The 20,549-nt window shown below is 63.9% G+C and carries 15 protein-coding genes; 10 read left to right on the forward strand and 5 right to left on the reverse strand.

Translation table 11 applies throughout. The features are described from left to right. Nucleotides 1-107 precede the first annotated feature (107 nt). The 6 genes from J2W68_RS02550 to J2W68_RS02575 all read left to right on the forward strand — a co-directional run bounded on the left by J2W68_RS02550 (nucleotide 108) and on the right by J2W68_RS02575 (nucleotide 6,445). Nucleotides 108-308 carry a helix-turn-helix domain-containing protein gene (locus J2W68_RS02550; RefSeq protein WP_310232518.1) on the forward strand — a complete coding sequence of 67 codons (201 nt, stop codon included), beginning with the start codon at nucleotides 108-110 and terminating at the stop codon, nucleotides 306-308. A 109-nt stretch (nucleotides 309-417) separates the two neighbouring features. Beyond that, a complete protein-coding gene (locus J2W68_RS02555; RefSeq protein ID WP_310232520.1) occupies nucleotides 418-660 on the forward strand; it encodes a helix-turn-helix domain-containing protein in 243 nt (80 codons plus the stop codon). A gap of 413 nt (nucleotides 661-1,073) precedes the next feature. Next, nucleotides 1,074-1,949 (forward strand): DUF3883 domain-containing protein, encoded by an 876-nt coding sequence (locus J2W68_RS02560; RefSeq protein WP_310232523.1) that lies wholly within the window; start codon nucleotides 1,074-1,076, stop codon nucleotides 1,947-1,949. A 33-nt stretch (nucleotides 1,950-1,982) separates the two neighbouring features. Then, nucleotides 1,983-2,603 (forward strand): hypothetical protein, encoded by a 621-nt coding sequence (locus J2W68_RS02565; RefSeq protein WP_310232524.1) that lies wholly within the window; start codon nucleotides 1,983-1,985, stop codon nucleotides 2,601-2,603. A 163-nt stretch (nucleotides 2,604-2,766) separates the two neighbouring features. After that, nucleotides 2,767-3,990 (forward strand): hypothetical protein, encoded by a 1,224-nt coding sequence (locus J2W68_RS02570; protein ID WP_310232526.1) that lies wholly within the window; start codon nucleotides 2,767-2,769, stop codon nucleotides 3,988-3,990. A 514-nt stretch (nucleotides 3,991-4,504) separates the two neighbouring features. Next, nucleotides 4,505-6,445 carry an AAA family ATPase gene (locus tag J2W68_RS02575; protein ID WP_310232529.1) on the forward strand — a complete coding sequence of 647 codons (1,941 nt, stop codon included), beginning with the start codon at nucleotides 4,505-4,507 and terminating at the stop codon, nucleotides 6,443-6,445. Nucleotides 6,446-6,500: 55 nt separating this feature from the next. Here J2W68_RS02575 and aceE read toward each other — a convergent pair whose 3' ends face one another. Further along, on the reverse strand, nucleotides 6,501-9,191 hold the full coding sequence (aceE, locus tag J2W68_RS02580) for a pyruvate dehydrogenase (acetyl-transferring), homodimeric type (RefSeq protein ID WP_310232531.1): 2,691 nt from the start codon (nucleotides 9,189-9,191) through the stop codon (nucleotides 6,501-6,503). Between the two features lie 201 nt (nucleotides 9,192-9,392). Between aceE and J2W68_RS02585 the strand changes: the two genes are divergently transcribed. The 3 genes from J2W68_RS02585 to J2W68_RS02595 are packed head-to-tail and all read left to right on the forward strand — an operon-like array spanning nucleotide 9,393 to nucleotide 12,024. Further along, nucleotides 9,393-11,216 (forward strand): sensor histidine kinase, encoded by a 1,824-nt coding sequence (locus J2W68_RS02585; protein WP_310232534.1) that lies wholly within the window; start codon nucleotides 9,393-9,395, stop codon nucleotides 11,214-11,216. Then, nucleotides 11,213-11,653, forward strand: a complete 441-nt coding sequence (locus J2W68_RS02590) for a response regulator (RefSeq protein WP_310232537.1) — start codon at nucleotides 11,213-11,215, stop codon at nucleotides 11,651-11,653. Before J2W68_RS02585 ends, J2W68_RS02590 begins: the two co-directional genes overlap by 4 nt. A gap of 26 nt (nucleotides 11,654-11,679) precedes the next feature. Then, a complete protein-coding gene (locus J2W68_RS02595; protein WP_310232539.1) occupies nucleotides 11,680-12,024 on the forward strand; it encodes a response regulator in 345 nt (114 codons plus the stop codon). Nucleotides 12,025-12,273: 249 nt separating this feature from the next. Here the strand turns inward: J2W68_RS02595 and J2W68_RS02600 are convergent, their stop codons facing one another. From J2W68_RS02600 to J2W68_RS02615, 4 genes are all read right to left on the reverse strand, one after another. Beyond that, nucleotides 12,274-14,565, reverse strand: coding sequence for an NADP-dependent malic enzyme (locus tag J2W68_RS02600; protein ID WP_310232542.1), 2,292 nt, complete (start codon nucleotides 14,563-14,565; stop codon nucleotides 12,274-12,276). A gap of 428 nt (nucleotides 14,566-14,993) precedes the next feature. Then, nucleotides 14,994-16,472: an OprO/OprP family phosphate-selective porin gene (locus J2W68_RS02605; protein WP_310232544.1), complete on the reverse strand. Its 1,479-nt coding sequence runs from the start codon at nucleotides 16,470-16,472 to the stop codon at nucleotides 14,994-14,996. A gap of 43 nt (nucleotides 16,473-16,515) precedes the next feature. Beyond that, on the reverse strand, nucleotides 16,516-17,535 hold the full coding sequence (locus tag J2W68_RS02610) for an alpha/beta hydrolase (RefSeq protein WP_310232547.1): 1,020 nt from the start codon (nucleotides 17,533-17,535) through the stop codon (nucleotides 16,516-16,518). A gap of 54 nt (nucleotides 17,536-17,589) precedes the next feature. Continuing rightward, a complete protein-coding gene (locus tag J2W68_RS02615) occupies nucleotides 17,590-18,945 on the reverse strand; it encodes a dicarboxylate/amino acid:cation symporter (RefSeq protein ID WP_310232550.1) in 1,356 nt (451 codons plus the stop codon). Nucleotides 18,946-19,189: 244 nt separating this feature from the next. On the opposite strand from J2W68_RS02615, the gene J2W68_RS02620 reads away from it, so the two are divergent. Then, nucleotides 19,190-20,365 (forward strand): OprO/OprP family phosphate-selective porin, encoded by a 1,176-nt coding sequence (locus J2W68_RS02620; protein WP_310232553.1) that lies wholly within the window; start codon nucleotides 19,190-19,192, stop codon nucleotides 20,363-20,365. The last annotated feature ends 184 nt before the right edge of the window (nucleotides 20,366-20,549 follow it).

The following is a 20,549-nucleotide window of genomic DNA, read 5'->3' on the forward strand; positions in this document are numbered from 1 at the left end:
TAGATTTATATGCTGTAGATCATGAGCCGGTAGAGGGACAGGCTGGGCGTATGCCCTCGCCCCCTTCTCCCTCCGCGCTGAGCGCCCGTGCACGAATCGGGGCGAACGTGCGTCGTCTTCGCAAAGCCATGCCTGGGAAGGTCAGCCAGGAGCAGCTCGGCGAACTAGCCGAATGCCACCGCACGTATGTGTCACAACTGGAGCGCGCCAAGACCAACATCTCGATTGATCGCTTGGAGCGGTTCTCTGTGATCTTCAAGGTCGATATCGCCGACCTCTTCCAGGTACCCGACGAGGAAGCGCCCTGACTCTTTGCAGTGGTCGGCGACGGCCGCCGCCCCTGCATTCATGTAGAGTTATATGCAGTAGATCTATAGTCTGTAGATCGTAAGGCGGTAGATGCTCAGGCTTGGAGCCATGCCCTCCAAGCCCTCAAAAAAAGCGTCGCAGAGCGCACGCCAACGCGTCGCCGACAACATTCGACGTCTGCGTAAGGATGAGGGGCTCAGCCAGGAACAGCTTGCCGACGCAGCAGAGTTCCATCGGACATACATCTCGCAGCTCGAACGCTGCGTCACCAATATCTCGATCGACGGGCTTGAGCGCCTGGCAGAGGTCTTGGGTGTGGATGTTCTCGATCTGCTGCAGCCTACGACCTAGCGGCGATCGCTTACGCCCGTCGTTGTTGGAGAGCGTCGCTGATCGAATCCGTTGCGTCTGAGCGTACATGCGCTCGCTCATCGCTCAGAAAATTCCTATAGGGGAACTGAGCGGACTCCGATAGGCGCGCCCCTACCTCGGAAAGCACCGTTGACTCGCTAGCAACGCGCGATTCCCGAGCATCGGGTCGCCCAACGCGCGGGCCGAGGGACGGAGCACCTCGGCTGCTAGCGTTTCGCTCTAGTGCCGTCGCATGAACGGCTCGCTAGTTCAATCGGCTAGCGAAGGAGGCTCTCCCGGCTTCGCTGCGTCAAGCGCCTCGTCCCAAGGCAGCATCATTTGCACCCTGCATCAACTTCGGCTGGGTGGCGGCGATCCGCTATCCTGAGAGCGCATCGCAGGGGGAGGCCATCATGGAGACTGTCGACGGGGAGACCGGATCTCCTTGGACGGACGCCGAGATCGAGGCAACCGTCGCCACCTATTTCCAGATGCTCAGGACGCAGGAGCTGGGCCAGGCGCTCAACAAGGCGGAGCACAACCGCCGGCTTCAGGCGCGGATTCCGGCCCGCAGTCGCGGGGCCATCGAGTTCAAGCACGCCAATATCAGTGCGGTGCTCATGGAGGTCTACGACGCGCCGCCGCTGCGCGGTTACCTGCCCCGCTTCAACTACCAGAGCGATCTCGTGATTCCTGTGGGCCACGCGCTCGCAGCCGACCGTGTGCTGGACGAAGCAGCCTTGCGAAACGTGCAGAGCGTAGTGGAAACGCCGCTGCTCGATAGCTATGACGTATTCGTGGTGGATGCTCCCTCACGGACGGGTCGCAAGGTCCGCGAGCCGCAGAAGGATTGGTCCCGCGTAGTACCGGTCAAGCGCGACTACCTGCAGCGCGAAGCGCTCAATCGCTCCCTCGGCCTTGCCGGCGAACACCTCGTGTTGGAGTACGAAGCTCGACGCCTCCACACCTTGGGTGCGCGAAAATTAGCCGAGCGCATCGAGCACGTCTCGCAGACGCGCGGTGATGGCCTGGGCCACGATGTGCTGTCGTTCGAGACCGATGGCCGCGAGCGCTTTATCGAGGTCAAGACCACGGCCTACCTGGCAGAAACCCCTTTCTTCATCTCACCGAACGAGGCTGCGTTCTCGGATTCGCATGCCGAACAGTTCCATCTCTACCGCGTGTTCGATTTCAGACAGTCACCGCGCATGTTCATGCTGCCGGGTGCAGTCGGCACGCATTGCCGTCTTGATCCTGTCAGTTTTCGTGCGACGCTCTTGGCACGCTGATACCCAGCCCACTCGCCCATGGAGGGAGTCGAATTGATCAGGGACGTCATTGCGGCCGGCGGCGCCGGCTTTTTCATCCCGGTGGTGCTGTTTGCCCTGCTTCTGTATGCGGTGCGCGGCCTGTTCGGGCTGCATGGACGCCGTAGCCAGCATCGGCGCGAATTCCTTGAGCATTGGGACGCCACGCGCTTCGACGATGATCTGTGGCTCGAAGTGACAATCCGTCACCTCTACGGCACACACCTGCCGGCGCACGTCATCCGCAACGCGCTCGCGCACCCGCATACAAGCCAGGCCCTGATGGACCTATCGGAGCTGTGGGACTTCTTCGATTACGACCCGGAGACCCGAGCCGTGGCCTGGAGGTACAAGCCACATCGCAGCGCACGGATTCGCGCGCTCCTCCGTCACTGGCCCACGCTCCGCTACTTCCTGTTCGCAGGCGTGGGCGCGCTTGCTGCGTATCTCGCAACGCGCGCCGGTGGCTTCAACCAGTGGGCGTTGGCAACCCTCGCCACGGTCATGATCGCCGCGGCGTTTCTCAGCCTTTGGCATGGCGAAGCCCTGAAGATCGCCGAAAGGGTTGGCGAATCATGGATTAGACGCATCAACGCCGACTCTGAACAGCACCATACAGTCGACGATGCGCCTTAGGTGAACCTGGCACCGTCATCCCTGGCTTGTCGTTGGTCAAACATATCAACGTCGAATTAGCGCAACGCAAGCAGCTGACGACACGACTAAGATGAAGCTGGCACCATTAGTCGTAGAATTCGATTTGCCGGACGAAGTTGATCAGTACGCAGGGAGGGGAGGCGTGAGCACAGCACACGTGCCGATTTCGCGATCGGCCGGCGATAAGACAAAAGGGTTCCGTTTCCAAAAGTTGCGCGCATGCACAAGACTTTTGCATCGGCTTGAGTTATCAGCGCACTCACCCGTTTTCTGCGCGATGGAATTCCTTGAAGACAGCATTATCTTCGAGGCAGGGCACACACTTGAGATCGAGGCAGAAGAAAACAAGATCTACACAAGCGCGCTCACTTTCCAGAGCCCTGCTATTCTAAATACAATCGTTGCATTATTAGACCTTGACGGCCACTACATGCACGAAGGGGCACTCGATTTAAGCGTCTTCGCGTCGGCCCCCATTGGTAATGAGCATATTTCTCCTGAAGTACTTTCTGAGAACGGCCTGCCACCTAGCAAGAAAAAGTTCGAAATCCTTGCAAAGCTTGTGGAAGAGAGAGCCTTGGATCTTGAAGAGGCTGCGATCGCCCGCCATCTCATCCTGAGAGAATTTTCTAAGCAATACCCCGATCCTGGGAATCGACGCCTCACACAGCTCTCCGCATGGGGACCAGCCGACTTCGCGCGGTTCGTCGAACGCATCTCTTGGTCGATCTCTACCACTTCCATGGAATCATTGGAAGAAGATGCATTGCGCCTGATCCGTAGCTGCAAGTATTTCAGCTATCGCCATGAGGGGCAGGAGCGTTACATCCTGTCAGAGCTTCTTGACTTATTAGAACGCCGGTCTCATTCCACAACGATGATGGGACGCCTCGTGGGTTCCGACGCTGTGGAACTCGTCTTCGCGCAGTTCGGCATAGCCATAACCACGAAGCCTGTTGATCCCGCGCATGCGTGCTGGGGAACTGTGGTAGCAGAAGACAAGCGTACCGTCGTCGAAAAGCTACTCGCCGTAGCACCTGATTATTCGAAGAAGAAGCTTGATCGCATCCAGCGAGCGACAAGCACTGCGCGTTACGAGGCACTGCAGTTTGAGCGCGAGTACGTCGCACTGAGACATCGCGTTCTCTTGATATGTGAAGAGGATCTCGACGCATGGAAGCTGACACCTCCATCAAGCATGATTAATCCTGATGAAGTAGACGCGGTAATCGAGGGCCTCGTTTCAAAATCCATGAAACACTTGGAAAGCCTGTCGAAAACCTATCACTACCGCATCCAAGATGAACAAACAGTTCGCGGATTGGTTCTCTCGCTATTTGACGACTGCTACGTGGCTCTAGACTAATGATGGAGACGTCGAAACGCATAAATTACTTAGTTGGTGATGATTTTTATTTCCTCGCCTACAATGTCGCGCTCCTTATTCATGCCACTAGACCCAGATCATCTGTCACCGTTTATCGAGACCATCGCAAGATCGCGCATCTCGTTGCGTTCTGTGCCGACGAGAGACTATTAAGCATCCTCGATAGGCATACATCGAAATCAATTGATAATCCAGTTGATCGAGAGCTACTATTATCTGCATATGCGCGGGGCGAGATGCGCAAGCATGAAGTAAGGAAGATCTTGATAACTATGGCTAACAGCGATCTCTTGACGGTATCCAGATCACCATCCGATGATTCTCTAAACGTCGCGACGCTGTCTAATTCGAAGCTTTGGGAAATGGTGCGCTCCCCACAGTTCGCAGATGACCTAGTTCGAGTCAGCAGACTTCGGAAGATCGTGCCCCGCTTGGCGGCATTTACATACGCAAGTTTCATCCAGCGCATCTACGTGGACAAGGGGTTGCGCGTATGGGCAGTTTGAAAATTCGGCAAATCAGCTACAGTGGCGACAACTACTCCTTCGAATCGCCCTACTTTCCTGACGGCCTATCCATCATCGAGGGGCCAAACGGAGCAGGAAAGTCTACTTTTTTTCAGCTAGTTTATTTTGCGCTTGGAGGCAAGGTACCTGAGTTTGATTCCAGGTCGAACGAGTCACATGCCGAGATCGCGCATGACACCAATAATGTGGCGACTGCGTGGATATCTCTCAACGGGGTCGACTATTCGCTTGCCCGCGGCTTCCGCGAGAACATAGTCGCTGTCCGCGCCCGAGCCTCCGACTCGGCCCTTGAGCGACCATTCTCTGCGGTTTTCCCGATCAACAGGCAGGCCGGCGATCAACTAACAATCTCTGACTGGCTTCTAGACAAGCTTGATATACCTGTCGTTGATATTTACCAGGGTGGCAGAAGCTTCAAATTAGGTTTTCGCGACCTTGCGCGCCTCATTTACCACAATCAGAGCCCGGACCCCCACGGGATCTTTAAACCTGCAGAGGTTGCGGGAAACCTAGTTAGCGACTCGCTTGAAGTCCGGCGCGCAGTATTTCAAATCTTAGTTGGCAAGACTCTCGTGGCGCTTTATGAAGCGATTGGACGGGCGAAGCGCTTAGAAAAAGACCGAGAAGCTGCTCGGCTGGTGTCTGCCGAGTACGAGAGCGTAGTTAACGAGATCCTCGAATCTCACGGCATTAGAACGATCACGAATAGTCAGCACCTGCAACAATCCATTCGTGACCGTCAGACTCAGCTCGATAAGCTCTTGCAGACTCGCGAGCTTCAGTCTCGACGTTCTGTGACCCCAAGTGATGTAAGAGAGGAGCTCGCGTCATCGCAGCAGGAGTTCGACATGCTTCGCGCAGAGCGAACGGCATTGCGAAATCGTATCGTTGAACTCTATGGCGAGCGAGCTCGGCTCGGCGAGGTGATATCGGTTGTTCAAGCCGATATTGAACGTATCGAGAAGATCATATTCACTCATGAGCAGCTGAACCTCTTCTCGCCCGACACATGCCCATACTGTATGACCGAAGTGCAACGCGCTCATGGAGCATGTGTTTGCGGCGGAAAAGTTAATGAGGAATCTTATCAACGATTCTTCTATAGCGCTGCTGAATATCTGGAGATCCTTGCATCTAAGGTGAAGTCGTTGGAGACGCTCACGGCAGCGATTGCAGATGTCAACCGTGAGGTGGCTGCGACCACGCAACGATCGGAAGAGACTGAAGCTCAATACGAATCTGTTTCCGCGCGGGTTGCACTCGCCACTGCCACATCAAGGCCTGATTTCACATTTCTAGAGTCAATCGAAGACAAAATCTTCGAGATCAAGGCTGCTATTTCCGACCTTGGCCAAGCACTTCGGATGGAGAAGAAGCTGGATGTCCTTCGCACTCGATTTGAGGAGGCTGATACACAGGCGAGGATCGCGAAAGCGGAGGTTGATAGCTTGGATGCAGCCTCGAGAATTGAGCTTGAGGGTCGGATCGCCCAGTTCAATAAGATTTACAACTCGCTGATGACGGACGTCCTCGCAGACTGTCGATCGGCGCGCATTGATTCGGAGTCTTACCTGCCGATAGTCAATGATGGTCACTATCGGGAAGCAAGCGCAGACGTTCCGAAACGCTTTCTCTACTTCCTCACGCTTCTGAAAATTTCTCTAGACGGCGAAGTGCCGTTCCCCGGCTTACTTCTCATCGACACTCCTGAAACTGCAGGTATCGACATCGGTAATCTCAGGTCGATGTTGCGGCAGATTTCTGTAGTGAGCGAAGACAGGAGCGACTTTCAGATCATCCTCTCCACAGGTGTTGGCAAGTATCCCGAAGAGTTCGATCCACTGGTACGCATGCGACTTCGAGGGGACGCGAAGCTTCTAAAGCGAGTGTCGATCACAGAGGCTTAAAAGGAAAAGGCGGCCGAGGCCGCCTTTTTCTTTGCCTACTAGTTCTTTTTGCCTATCAGACGGTTACCGGATTCACCTTCTCCGGATCGATCTTGTACAGCTTGATCGCCCTTGCGACATCCTTGCCGGTCATCTTGCCGTCCTTCATCAGGCCCTCGATGGCGGCCTGGGCGATGTAGTAACGGTCCACTTCGAAGTGGCGGCGCAGGTTGGCGCGGGTGTCCGAGCGGCCGAAGCCGTCGGTGCCGAGCACGGTGTACGTGGCCGGGACGAACGCGCGGATCTGGTCGGCGAACGCGCGGACGTAGTCCGTGGCGGCGATGACCGGGCCCTGGCGGCCTTCGAGCAGTTGGGTGACGTAGGCCTTGCGCGGGGTCTTGGCTTCGGGGTTGAAGCGGTTCCAGCGCTCGACATCCCAACCATCACGACGCAGCTCGGTGAAGCTGGGGCAGGACCAGATGTCGGCGGTGACGCCGAAGTCCTTGTCCAGCAGCTCGGCGGCGGCGATGGCTTCCCTGAGGATGGTGCCCGAGCCCAGCAGCTGCACGCGCAGCTCGCCCTTCTTGGCCTTGCCTGCATCCTTGAGCAGGTACATGCCCTTGATGACGCCCTCGGCCGCGCCTTCGGGCAGCGCCGGGTGGCTGTAGTTCTCGTTCATCAGGGTGAGATAGAAGAACTCGTCTTCCTGCTGGTCGAGCATGCGCTGCATGCCGTAGTGCAGGATCACGGCCACTTCGCCGGCGAAGGTGGGGTCATACGCGCGGCAGTTCGGGATGGCGCCGGCCAGCAGGTGGCTGTGGCCGTCTTCGTGCTGCAGGCCTTCGCCGTTGAGCGTGGTGCGGCCGGCGGTGGCGCCGAGCAGAAAGCCGCGGGCGCGCATGTCGGCGGCCTGCCAGGCGGAATCGCCGATGCGCTGGAAGCCGAACATCGAGTAGTAGATGTAGAACGGCAGCATCGGCACGTCGTTGGTGCTGTAGCTGGTCGCCGCCGCCATCCAGCTGGAGAACGCGCCGGCTTCGGTGATGCCTTCTTCCAGCACCTGGCCGGCCGCGTCTTCGCGGTAGTACGAGAGCTGGTCACGGTCGACCGGCTTGTACTTCTGGCCCTGCGGGGCGTAGATGCCCAGCTGGCGGAACAGGCCTTCCATGCCGAAGGTGCGAGCCTCATCCGCCACGATCGGCACCACGCGCGGGCCCACCTGCTTGTCGCGCAGGATGATGGACAGCGACTGCACGAATGCCATGGTGGTGCTGATGGAACGCTCGCCGGTGTCCTGCATCAGGCGGTCGAACACCTTGAGCTCTGGAGCTTTCAGCGATTCGGTGCTCTTGCGGCGACGCTGCGGCAGGAAGCCGCCCAGCGCCTGGCGGCGCTCGAGCATGTACTGCACTTCCTCGGAATCCTTGCCCGGGTGATAGAACGGAATGTCGCCGTCCTTGAGCGCGGCATCGGACACCGGAATCTTGAAGCGGTCGCGGAAGGTGCGCACGGCTTCGTCGTCGAGCTTCTTGGTGTTGTGGGTGGGGTTGAGCGCTTCACCGGCGCTGCCCAGGCCGTAGCCCTTGACCGTCTTGGCGAGGATGACCGTGGGCTGGCCCTTGGTGTCCATCGCGTTCTGGTAGGCGGCGAAGACCTTGTGCGGATCGTGGCCGCCGCGGTTGAGGCGCCAGATGTCGTCGTCGCTGAGGTTGGCGACGAGGTTCGCGGTTTCCGGGTACTTGCCGAAGAAGTTCTCGCGCGTGTACGCGCCGCCGAACGCCTTGCAGTTCTGGTACTCGCCGTCGACGGTCTCCATCATCAGCTTCTTGAGCATGCCGTCCTTGTCCTTGGCCAGCAGCGGATCCCAGTAGCTGCCCCAGATGGTCTTGACGACGTTCCAGCCGGCGCCGCGGAAGCCGCCTTCCAGTTCCTGGATGATCTTGCCGTTGCCGCGCACGGGGCCGTCGAGGCGCTGCAGGTTGCAGTTAATGACGAAGACCAGGTTGTCCAGGCCTTCGCGGCCGGCGACCGAGATCGCGCCGAGGCTTTCCGGCTCGTCGGTCTCGCCGTCGCCCATGAAGCACCACACCTTGCGGTCGGACTTGGGCATCAGGCCGCGGGCTTCGAGGTACTTCCAGTAGCGCGCCTGGTAGATGGCGGCGATGGGCCCCAGGCCCATCGAAACCGTGGGCACCTGCCAGTAATCGGGCATCAGCCAGGGGTGCGGATAGGACGAGATGCCCTGGCCGTCGACTTCCATGCGGAAGTGGTCGAGCTGGTCGGCGGTGAAGCGGCCTTCGAGGAACGAGCGCGCGTAGATGCCCGGCGAGCTGTGGCCCTGCGTTGCGATGACGTCGCCCGGGTGATCGGCCGACGGCGCGCGGAAGAAGTGGTTGAAGCCCACGTCGTACAGCGTGGCGCTGGAGGCGAAGCTGGCGATGTGGCCGCCGAGGTCACCCGGCTTGCGGTTGGCGCGCACGACCATCGCCATCGCGTTCCAGCGGATGATGGAGCGGATGCGCCATTCCAGCTCGGAATTGCCCGGCATCTTCGGCTCGAGATGCGTGGGAATGGTGTTGACGTATTCGGTGGTCGGCGCGAACGGCAGATGCGCACCGGCGCGGCGCGTCAGCTCGACCATGTTCTCCAGCAACTGGTGGGCACGCTCCGGGCCGCCGACGTCGATGACCGCTTTGAGCGACTCGACCCACTCGCGGGTCTCGGTCGGATCGGGGTCGTTCTGCAGGACGTCGTTCAGCCAGTTCATTCTGTGCTCCAGCGCGGCGCGCATGCCCGCGTCTCATGGGGGTCGTTCGGACCCTGAATTCTAGCAGGGGGCCGCGATTGACACCGGACGCCAGCGGACGGTCCGCGTTGCCACGCGTGCGGCCCTCGGCGATGATCCCGGGTTCAGGGGTGGATGCGGCATCATGCGCGACCGCTCCGCCCGCGCGAGACCCCCGCCCCGATGCCGCACACCGCCTCCCCACCCTCTTTATTGAGCCGCTGGCGCCTGCCCGTATTGGGCCTGGCGATCGTGGCAATCGTGGTGGGGCCGTTCCTGATCATGCGGGCGGCGATCGGCGAGTCCGACTACGCCACCGAGAAGGTGATGCACACCCGCGAGGTGGAATCGCTGATGCAGACGGTGGCCGCCGACGCACGCAGCCTGGAGGCCGCAGCGATGACCCGCGCCCGCGGCATCGACAGCCCGGCGCTGCGCCAGCGCATTGATGATGCGAACGCCCGCATCCTGCCGAACGTGGACGCGGTGCTGGCGCTGACCCGCGACAACCCGGAACAGCAGGCCCGGCTGGGCGCGCTGCGCAGCAACCTCGAACAGCGGCTGGCACGGATCGACGAGGTGACGCGCGCGGCCGAGGCGGCCACCGACGACCAGATCGACAACATGGTGGTGCTCAACCCCATCCAGCGTCTGATCAACGACATCGTCGAAGAAGAACAGCAGCTGCTCGACGATCGCGCGGACAGCGCCGCCCGCGCCGACCGCAACGCCGATCTCGCCCGCTGGACATCGATGATCGTGCAGCTGGCGCTGCTGCTGGGCGCGAGCTATTTCGCGCTGCGCGAGCAGAGTGGCCGCCGCCAGGCCGAAGGCCTCGCCGCGCGCGCCAGCAACCGCTCGGCGCTGGTGCTCGACAGCGTGCGTGAGCCGATCGTGCTGATCGACCGCGACCAGCGCGTGGTGCTGTACAACGCCGCGTTCGCCGAACTCTATGGCGCGGGCGATGTCGAGATCCGCGGCGAACGGCTGGCCGCGGTGGGCGAAGGCGCGTGGGACCACGCGGAGACGCTGCGCCGCCTGCACGACGTGCTGGCCCGCGACCGCGAGCTGTGGGACCACCGGATCACCCAGAGCACGACGGACGGCATCGAGCGCACCATGCTGGTCAACGCCCGGCGCATGCCGCTGCCCGACCGCGAAGACCCGGTGGTGCTGGTGACCGCATCCGACGTGACCGCGCAGACCATCAGCGAGCGTCAGATCCGCGAGCTCAACCAGCAGCTCGAAGGCAAGGTGGAGCAGGTCTCGGACGTCAATCGTGAGCTGGAGGCCTTCAGTTATTCGGTCTCCCACGATCTGCGCGCGCCGCTGCGCCACATCGCCGGTTTTGCCGACAAGCTGGGCCGGCATCTGGGCACCGAGGTCGACGAGAAGACCACGCATTACCTGGGCGTCATCGGCGGCTCGGCGCGGCGCATGTCGGCGCTGATCGACGACCTGCTGGTGTATTCGCGCCTGGGCCGCAGCGCGCTGCGCCTGCAGAGCGTGGACCTGCAGTCGATGGTGGCCGACACCCGCGCGATGCTGGATTCGAATGCGGCCGCCGAACACCCTGGGCACCGCATCGAATGGAAGGTCACGCCGCTGCCGATCGTCATCGGCGACGAGAACATGCTGCGCCAGGTGTGGCTCAACCTGCTGGGCAACGCGGTCAAGTACAGCAGCGGCAGCGAGCCGGCGCAGATCGAGGTCGACTGCCGCCGCGGCGACGATGGCGGCTACCAGTTCAGCGTGCGCGACAATGGCGCGGGCTTCGATATGCAGTACGCGGGCAAGCTGTTCGGCGTGTTCCAGCGCCTGCATTCGGCCACTGAATTCCCGGGCACCGGCGTGGGCCTGGCCAGCGTGCGCCGCGTGCTGGGCCGCCACGGCGGTCGCATCTGGGCCGAAGCCGAGCCCGGCAAGGGCGCGACATTCCACTTCACCCTGCCTGCGTCGGTGGTCGACGCAGGTCCGTCTTCTTCACCAGGACACTCCCTGACATGAGCGAAATCCGCACGATCCTCCTCGCCGAGGACAGCCCGCACGACGCCGAGATGGCCATCGACGCGCTGCGCGAAGCCCACCTCGCCAATCCCATCGTGCATGTGGAAGACGGCGTCGAGGCGCTGGACTACCTGCTGCAGCGTGGCAAGTACGCAGACCGCGCCCCGGGAGACCCGGCGGTGCTGCTGCTCGACATCAAGATGCCGCGCATGGACGGCCTGGAAGTGCTCAAGCAGCTGCGCGAGCATGAAACGCTCAAGCGCATGCCGGTGGTGATCCTGTCGTCGTCGCGCGAGGAAAGCGACCTGGCGCGCAGCTGGGACCTCGGCGTGAATGCCTATGTGGTCAAGCCGGTGGACGTGGACCAGTTCTTCGAAGCGGTGCGCACGCTCGGCAAGTTCTGGGCCGTGCTCAACGAAACGCCCGACGAAGAGTGATGGCGGACGCTGCACCGCTGCGAGTGTTGATCGTCGACGATTCGCGCGACGACGCCGAGCTCACCGAACTGGCCCTGCGCGATGCAGGCATGGACGTCGACTGCCGCCGCGCTTATGGCGAGGCGGGGTTGACCGATCTGCTGCGTGATTTCAAACCGCAGATGGTGCTTTCGGATATCAACCTGCCGGGGTTCTCCGGCGCCGAGGCGATGGGCCTGTCGCGCGCGATGCTGCCGGGGGTGCCGGTGGTGTTTCTGACGGGTTCGGAAATCGGCGCGCCGGGGGAAGAACTGCCGGTGGGCGACGGCCTGGTGTTCAAGGACGCGCTGGAATTGCTGCCGGGCGTGGTGCGGGGGCTGGTGGCGGCGTAAGCGGCGCTTGGGGTTGTTGCGCCGTGTTGCGCGTTTGGAAGTGAGTGGCGTCGCTGGGTGTTCGCGGCGCTGTTGAGGCGATGGTTTCGTTTCCGCTCGGACCATCCTGCGGAAGGCCTGACGCGCGACTGCGGTGTGTGCCGCGGGTGGGATGGCGGCGGGCGTTTGCCCTCACCCCAACCTTCCCCCGCGAGCGGGGGAAGGGGTCGTTCAACGGGAGCTCGAAGCCGCGGACGAAGGCGCCAAAACTCAGCCTTCCGCTTCCGCCAGCTGCGCCTTGCGGATCTGCGCATCCACGGCCGCGATCGCGGTCATGTTGATCACGCGGCGCGGGGTGGCCGACGGGGTGAGGATGTGGGCGGGCTTGTTGACGCCCATCAGGATCGGGCCGAGTGCGGCGCCGCCGGTCATCACGCGGATCATGTTGTAGGTGATGTTGGCTGCGTCGATGTTCGGGAACACGAACAGGTTCGCGCGGCCGCTCAGCGTGGTGTCGGGCAGCATGCGCCGGCGTAGCGTTTCGTCCCATGCGGTGTCGCCCATCATCTCGCCGTCGAACTCCAGCTTGGGCGCGCGGCGCACGAGAATCTCGCGGACTTCGCGCATCTTGCGGGCGCTCGGATCGTCGTGGCTGCCGAAGTTGGAATGCGACAGCAGCGCGATCTTCGGCTCGATGCCGAACAGCTTCAGGCGGTAGGCGCCCTGGATGGTGCTCTCGGCGATCTGCTCGGCGGTCGGGTCGGGCTGCACGTGGGTGTCGACGAAGAACCACAGGCCCTGGTCGTTGACCACGCCGGTCATCGCCGAGGTGCTCTGCAGGCCCGGGTCGAGACCCAGCACGCTGCGCACGTAGCCCAGCTTCTTGTGGAAGCGGCCGACGATGCCGGTGATCATCGCATCGGCTTCGCCACGGTCGACCATGATCGCGGCGATCAGCGTGGGGCGCGAACGCAGCAGGTTCTTCGCCGAGTCCGGGGTCACGCCGCGCCGCGCGGTCAGCGCGTGGTAGTGCTGCCAGTATTCGTTGAAGCGGGGATCGTCGTTGATGTTGGTCAGTTCGAAATCGCGACCGGCGACCAGGCGCAGGCCCAGGCGCTTGATGCGCATGTCGATGACGTCGGGCCGGCCGATCAGGATCGGGAACGCGAGCCCTTCGTCGACGACGGTCTGCACCGCGCGCAGCACCACTTCCTCTTCGCCCTCGGCGTAGACGATGCGCTGGCGGTCGGCGCGTGCGCGATCGTAGGCGGGCTTCATTGCCAAGCCGGTGCGGTGGATGAACTGGCCGAGCTTTTCGCGGTAGGCGCGCATGTCGTCGATCGGACGCAGCGCGACGCCGGACGCCATCGCCGCCTGGGCGACGGCCGGGGCGACGATAGTCAGCAGGCGCGGGTCGAACGGGCGCGGGATGATGTATTCGCGGCCGAAGCTCGGGATCTCTTCGCCGTAGGCACTGCCCAGATCGCTCGCTTCTTCCTTCGCCAGCTGCGCGATCGCATGCACGCAGGCGAGCTTCATCGCTTCGTTGATGCCGGTCGCGCCGACATCGAGCGCGCCGCGGAAGATGTACGGGAAACAGACCGCGTTGTTGACCTGGTTGGGGAAGTCGGAGCGGCCGGTGGCGATGATCGCGTCCGGGCGCACGCGGCGCGCTTCCTCCGGCATGATTTCCGGGTAGGGATTGGCCAGCGCCAGGATCACCGGGTTCGGCGCCATGGTGGCGACCATTTCCGGCTTGAGGATGCCGCCGGCCGACAGGCCCAGGAACACGTCCGCGCCGGCGACGATGTCGGCCAGCGTGCGCGCCGGCGTGTCACGCGCGTAGCGCGCCTTGTCCGGGTCGAGATTGTCGCGGCCGGTGTGGATCACGCCGTCGCGGTCGAAGGCGAGGATGTTTTCGGGCTTGAGGCCCAGCGCGACCAGCATGTCCAGACACGCGATGCCTGCGGCGCCCGCGCCGGTGGTGGCGAACTTGACGTCCTCGATGCGCTTGCCGGCGATCTCGAGCGCGTTGACGATCGCCGCGCCGACGATGATCGCGGTGCCGTGCTGGTCGTCGTGGAACACCGGGATCTTCAGCCGCTCGCGCAGCTTGCGCTCGACGATGAAGCACTCCGGCGCCTTGATGTCCTCGAGGTTGATGCCGCCGAAGGTGGGCTCGAGGCTGGCGATGATCTCGACCAGCTTGTCGGGATCGCGCTCGTCGACCTCGATGTCGAACACGTCGATGCCGGCGAACTTCTTGAACAGCACGCCCTTGCCTTCCATGACCGGCTTGCCGGCCAGCGCGCCGATGTCGCCCAGGCCCAGCACCGCGGTGCCGTTGGAGATCACTGCAACCAGATTGCCGCGCGCGGTGAGCTCGCTGGCCATGTTGGGGTCGCGGACGATCTCCTCGCAGGCGTAGGCCACGCCCGGCGAATACGCCAGGGCGAGATCGCGCTGGGTCAGCATCGGCTTGGTCGCGCTGACGGTGATCTTGCCCGGCGGCGACATGCGGTGATAGTCGAGGGCGGCCTGGCGGAATTCGTCGTTGGACATCGTCGGGGAGTCTGCTCTGGAAAAAATGACGCGGGACAGGATTCTAACCCCGCCCCGCGCCGGGACCGGACGCGGGCGGATGGTGACCGTGTGGCCGGACGGTCGATGCGCGACCCGAACATGCCACTCCTGTAGGCGCGCGCTTGCGCGCGATCGGGCGTTTCCCGGTGAAGCCCTCGCGCGCAAGCGCGCTCCTACGGGGGGCGGTGCGGGGTACACGAACTGGGTGCGGATGTTGAAGGTGCGGCCCGAATCCTGGCCGGCGTACGTGCCGACCTGGTTGTCGATGGCCAGCGCACGACGTTGACCATCCCACGCGACCCCATGCCACTCCTGTAGGCGCGCGCTGGCGCGCGATCGGGCGTTTCCCGGTGAAGCCCATCGCGCGCAAGCGCGCTCCTACGGGGGGCGGCGCGGGGGCCATCGGGTCAGAACACGACCTGGGTGCGGATGTTGAAGGTGTGGCCCGAATCCTGGCCGGCGTACGTGCCGACCTGGTTGTCGGTATTCCAGCGCACGACGTTGAACATCACGCGCGACCAGTTGTTGAGGTACCAGTTCAGGCCCAGCGTCCACGAATCGCCCTCGCCGCCGCGCGCGGCGTCGGTGAAGTCGTACTTGTCGTAGCGCGTGGCCAGCTCCCAGGCGCCGATGCCGCCGTCGGTGACCGGCCGCGCGACGCGGGTGGTGCCCCAGACGCCCGAGCGGGCGCTGAAGCCGGGCTTCTCGCCGGTGATCAGCCAGCCGGCGTAGGCCGAATGCGCCTTCTGGTCGACTTCGCCCACCGAGGTCGAGCGCAGCGTGGTTTCGCTGGTTTCGGCGAAGGCCCAGAAGTTGCGGAAGGTGCCGCCGAGCTCCGCGCCCCAGACCTTCTCGCCGGTGACGTCGTTGATGGCGCTGGCCGAGACGCGCACGTTGTCGTTGAAACGCGAGGCCACGCGCGGCGTGCGGTTGATGCGATTGGTGTCGACGCCGTAGTCCTCGTGCACGTACCAGCCACCGACATGCAGGAAGCCGGCCGGGCGCTTGATCGGGTTCACGTGGCCGCGGAAGGCGTAGGTCAACGAATCGGTCTCGGTGCCGGTGTTGCCGACGTCGTCGCCGGTGACGCCGAAGGTGGTGTGCCAGTTCTGGCCGATCATCTTCATCTGCACGCCGAGGCCGAAATAGCCGCTGGCCGGCATGCCCACGCTGGCCACCGCGTTGCGCTCCATGAAGGGCGTGCGGGTGAGCGTGGTGCTGGAATCGATGGCGCGGTCCTTGAGCTTGTTGCCGACGTAGAACTCGGTCGGAATGCTGCCGAGCATCGTGTCCCAGCTCAGGTAGGCATCCGACAGGCTGACGGTGTTGTCGGCCAGCTCGGCGTCGATCTTGTAGCCCAGCGGTCCCATGCTGCCCTGCGCGCCCAGACGCGCCTGGCGCAGGTTGGTGCCGGTGATGTTGCGGGTATCGAAGCTGGAGCCGTGGGTGGACGAGAAGTCCACCAGCACGCGACCGCGCGGGTTGAAGGTGAAGCCGCGATCGCTGCTGCGGAACTCGGGACCGCCGCGACGCCAGCTGACGTTGCCGCCGCCACCGCCACCACCACCGGCCGCGAGCTGCGCGACCTGGGCCTGCAGGATCGCCATGTCGTCCTGGCGGGTATCAGCGACGGCGGCGTCGATCTGCGCCTGCACGCCATCGGCGGGCGCGCTTGCCGGCGCGGCGGCGACGGCCGGTGCGCCCATCGCGTCGAGACGCTGGTTGAGCGCCTGCAACTGCGCGGATTGCTGCTGGATCTGTTCGGCCTGCAGGCGGATCAGTTCACGCAGTTCGGTTTCGGTGGCGGTATCGGCGGCGAGGGCGGGCAGCGTGGCCAGGCCCAGCAGCGCGCCGGCAGCCAGCGCGCGGGTGTGTGTGCGATTCATTCGGTTGTCTCTCCCGTGGATCAGATGCAAAGGCGTGGACGGCTCAGTCGCCGTCTTCTTCGAAATCGGCGTCGTCGGTATCGACCGGCGGCGGCAGCGGTGCGGTCTGGCCGGTCAGCGGCTGCAGGCTCACAGGCGGCGCGGCCATGAAGCCGTTCGCGCGCGCCCAGGTGGTGAACAAGCGCGGCCATTGCGCGACCTGCGTGCCGGGCCGGCCCAGGCCCCAGCTGTGGCCGCCGCGATCGAAGATGTGCAGTTCCGCCGGCACGTTCTGCGCGCGCGCGGCCTGGAACATCAGCAGGCTGTGGTTGACGTCGGCGATGCGGTCATCGGCGGCGTGGGCCAGGAACACTGGCGGCATGTCGCTGCGCACGTGGCCTTCGACCGAATAGGCCTCGACGGCATCGGGCTGCGTGGCGAGTTCTCGGCGGCTGCGCGTGGTGTCGTACGGCGGCTTCAGCGTGACCACCGGGTAGAGCATCGCCAGGAAATCAGGACGCGACGGCAGGCGGTCGCTGGCGTCGAGCGCGGGATAGAAGTCGTGGTCGAAGCGCGTCGACAGGATGCCAGCGAGATTCGCACCGGCCGACGAACCCATGACGCCGATCTTCGTCGGATCGATGCCCAGCTCGGTCGCATTCGCGCGCAGCAGGCGCATCGCACGCTGGCCGTCGGCGAACGGCGCGGACGCCGGCCAGCCGTCGACCGGCATGCGGTAGTACAGCACCGCGCTGGTCACGCCGATCGAGGCGAGCCACTGCGCCATCGGCCGCGCCGCGGTGCCGACCTGGATGCGGAAGTAGCCACCGCCGCCGAGGATCAGCACTGCGGTGCCGTTCGGATTCGCCGGGCGGTGGATCTCCATGCGCGGCTGCGAGACGCGGGTGACCGCGCCGATCGAACTGCCTTCGTTGCCGATCTGTTCCGGTCCGCTGACGGTCTGCGGCAGGTGGCCGTCCGGCCAGAGGTTGAGCGTCTGCGTGCCGGTCTGGGCATGCGCCAGGCCGGTGCAGGCGAGCAGGAGGCCGGCGATCAGGCCGGCCCAGTGGTGTCGTGTCGTCATGGGTTCCCCTCCCAGGGCGTTGCGTGTGGATCGTTTCAAGCGGCGTGCGTGCCCTCAGTCCAGCGCGAGCACGCCGCGGTCGCCGGGGCCTGCCGCCGGGTCGGGCGCGGCGGCGACCGGCAGTGGCTTGCCGTCGAGCGCGGCGGCCAGCTGGTCGCGGTCGAGTGCGCCTTCCCAGCGCGCGACGACAACGGTGGCGACCGCATTGCCGATGAAGTTGGTGATCGAGCGGCATTCGCTCATGAAGCGGTCGATGCCGAGGATCAGCGCCATGCCCGCGACCGGCACCGTCGGCACCACCGACAGCGTGGCGGCCAGCGTAATGAAGCCGGCACCGGTGACGCCGGCCGCGCCCTTGGAGCTGAGCATCGCGACCAGCAGCAGGGTGATCTGCTGCCACAGCGTGAGTTCGGTGTTCGTCGCCTGCGCGATGAACAGCGCGGCCAGCGTCATGTAGAGATTGGTGCCGTCGAGGTTGAACGAGTAACCGGTCGGCACGACCAGGCCGACGACCGACTTCTGGCAGCCGGCCTTTTCCATCTTCTCCATCAGCGACGGCAGCGCGGATTCCGACGACGACGTGCCCAGCACCAGCAACAGCTCGGCCTTCAGATAACGGATCAGCTTGAAGATCGAGAAGCCGCAGGCGCGCGACACCGCGCCCAGGATCACGATGACGAACAGGGCCGCGCTGACGTAGAACGTGCCGACCAGCCAGGCCAGGTTCGCCAGCGACGACAGGCCGTACTTGCCGATGGTGAACGCGATCGCACCGAACGCGCCGATCGGCGCGGCCTTCATCAGGATGTGCACCAGCTTGAACACCGGCACGGTGAGCGTTTCCAGAAACGCCTGGATCGGCCGGCCCTTCTCGCCGACCAGCGCGAGTGCGATGCCGAACAGCACCGCGATGAAGAGCACCTGCAGGATGTTGCCGTCGACAAACGCACCGACCAGCGTGCCGGGGATGATGTCGAGCAGGAAACCGGTCAGCGTCATCTCGTGCGACTTCTGCACGTAGCCTTCGACCGCAGCGGTGTCGAGCGAGGCCGGATCGATGTTCATGCCCACGCCCGGCTGCACGACGTGCGCCACCACCATGCCGATCACCAGCGCCAGCGTGGAGAAGAACAGGAAGTAGGCCATCGACTTGGCGAACACCCGTCCGACCGTGCGCAGCTGGGTCATGCCGGCGATGCCGGTGACGATGGTCAGGAAGATCACCGGCGCGATGATCATCTTGACCAGCTTGATGAAGGCATCGCCGAGCGGCTTGAGCTGTTCGGCGAATGCCGGTTCGAAGTGGCCGAGCAACGCGCCGAGCGCGATCGCGATCAGCACCTGCGCATAGAGCTGGCGATACCACGGCAGCCGCGGCGCGGCCGGAACATTGGAGGGGATGGCGTGCATGGGTGCGTACCGGGTGTGCGCACCCGGCGAATGCGGATGCAGGCGATGCGTTGTACGCAGGTGCGACGCCGCTGCCGATAGCGCATTGGTGTTAAGGGCCGCATTCCTAGTCCCTTTGGATTAGCTCACGTGCCTGCGAGACGCCGCCGCCCTAGAATTCCGGTTCGCGCGCGTGCGCGAGAACGCCCCCCACTGCAGCAGGCCGCCCCCGCGTCCGGTTGCCGCCTCCCCCCCCAAGGACTCCATGCGCCACATTCTCCCCCCGCTTCTGGTGCTGTGCGCCTGCACCGCCGCCACGCCCGTCTTTGCCGCCGAAGGCGCGCAGGCCTGGCCGCCGAAATTCACGTTCGCCGACGAAACCGAAGTCGCGCTCACCGGCAACTTCGCCTGGGATCACAGCGATTTCAGCGGTGATGCCCGCCTCGGCAGCGACAACGGCATGCGTCGCCGCGAGTTCGGCGCGACCGTCAAGAAGGCCGGCGTGTGGGACGCGATGGTCTATTTCGACTTCGAATCCAAGGCCTGGCTCGACGTCTTCGTGCGCTTCGACAGCAAGCATTTCTTCGACCGCGACCTCGGCAAGCTGCGCGTGGGCTACATGAAGGTGCCGGTCGGCCTGGAAGGCGTGACCAGTTCGCGCGCGGGCACGTTCATGGAACTGGCGGCGCCGATCCAGGCGATCTACCAGGGCCGCCGCACCGGTGTGGAGTGGACGCTCGAGCAGGACCAGGCGCTGTTCCAGCTCGGCGGTTACGGCGGCCAGGATCTGCAGGGCGACAACCCTGGCCAGACCTATGCCGCGCGCGCCGCCTGGACCCCGCGCAAGGCGGCCGGTGACGTGCTGCACGTGGGCATCGCCGCCTCGCGCGAGAACCCGCAGGGCTGGACCGACGGCCGTGGCGTGCAGTTCGATCCGACCGCGCGCCTGCGTGCACGTCCGGGCGCAGGCCTGACCGATGTGCGCCTGATCGACTCGGGCAACCTCGCGCCGGTCGGCCACATCCGCCGCACGGGCCTGGAAGGCATCTGGATCCAGGGTCCGGTCTCGCTGCAGTCCGAACTGCTGCGCGCCGACATTTCGCGCGACGACGGTCTGGCCGATTACCGCGCCGACGGCGGTTATCTGTCCGCGAGCTGGCTGCTGACCGGTGAAAGCCGTCCGTACTCGGCCGGCAACGTCGCCAATCCGAAGCCAGCGAATGCCTACGGCGCGGTCGAACTCGCTGCGCGCTACAGCACGCTCGATCTCGACGATGGCCCGGTGGGCGGCGGTCGCCAGCACGACTGGACCTTCGGCGCGAACTGGTATCTGACGCCCTACGTGAAGCTGCAGGCCAACTACGTACGCCTCAACGCCACGCAGAACGGCGTGACCACCCGCCCGGACGCAGTGGAAGTGCGCGCGCAGGTGCACTTCTGATCGACCCGTGCGCCCGCGAATGCGGGCGTACGCAGCACGGCAGCCGGTCGCCGTCAGGACCGGCTGCCGATGCGCCGACCGCCAAGCGCAGTCCGGCCTGAATACCGAATGCCGCTGTCTACGCGGTGTGTCGCTGAATACCCTCAGCGCATTTTCCCCACGCGCTTCAGTGCCCAGAGCGGCG

This window comes from Luteimonas terrae, assembly GCF_031457535.1.
Lineage (GTDB): Bacteria > Pseudomonadota > Gammaproteobacteria > Xanthomonadales > Xanthomonadaceae > Luteimonas > Luteimonas terrae_A.

Excerpts from the sequence above, each read along its gene's own strand:
- aceE (WP_310232531.1), bottom strand. The coding sequence starts at position 9,191 with ATGAACTGGCTGAACGACGTCCTGCAGAACGACCCCGATCCGACCGAG.
- J2W68_RS02615 (WP_310232550.1), bottom strand. The coding sequence starts at position 18,945 with ATGCACGCCATCCCCTCCAATGTTCCGGCCGCGCCGCGGCTGCCGTGG.
- J2W68_RS02600 (WP_310232542.1), bottom strand. The coding sequence starts at position 14,565 with ATGTCCAACGACGAATTCCGCCAGGCCGCCCTCGACTATCACCGCATG.
- J2W68_RS02555 (WP_310232520.1), top strand. The coding sequence starts at position 418 with ATGCCCTCCAAGCCCTCAAAAAAAGCGTCGCAGAGCGCACGCCAACGC.
- J2W68_RS02610 (WP_310232547.1), bottom strand. The coding sequence starts at position 17,535 with ATGACGACACGACACCACTGGGCCGGCCTGATCGCCGGCCTCCTGCTC.
- J2W68_RS02560 (WP_310232523.1), top strand. The coding sequence starts at position 1,074 with ATGGAGACTGTCGACGGGGAGACCGGATCTCCTTGGACGGACGCCGAG.
- J2W68_RS02585 (WP_310232534.1), top strand. The coding sequence starts at position 9,393 with ATGCCGCACACCGCCTCCCCACCCTCTTTATTGAGCCGCTGGCGCCTG.
- J2W68_RS02590 (WP_310232537.1), top strand. The coding sequence starts at position 11,213 with ATGAGCGAAATCCGCACGATCCTCCTCGCCGAGGACAGCCCGCACGAC.
- J2W68_RS02575 (WP_310232529.1), top strand. The coding sequence starts at position 4,505 with ATGGGCAGTTTGAAAATTCGGCAAATCAGCTACAGTGGCGACAACTAC.
- J2W68_RS02605 (WP_310232544.1), bottom strand. The coding sequence starts at position 16,472 with ATGAATCGCACACACACCCGCGCGCTGGCTGCCGGCGCGCTGCTGGGC.
- J2W68_RS02620 (WP_310232553.1), top strand. The coding sequence starts at position 19,190 with ATGCGCCACATTCTCCCCCCGCTTCTGGTGCTGTGCGCCTGCACCGCC.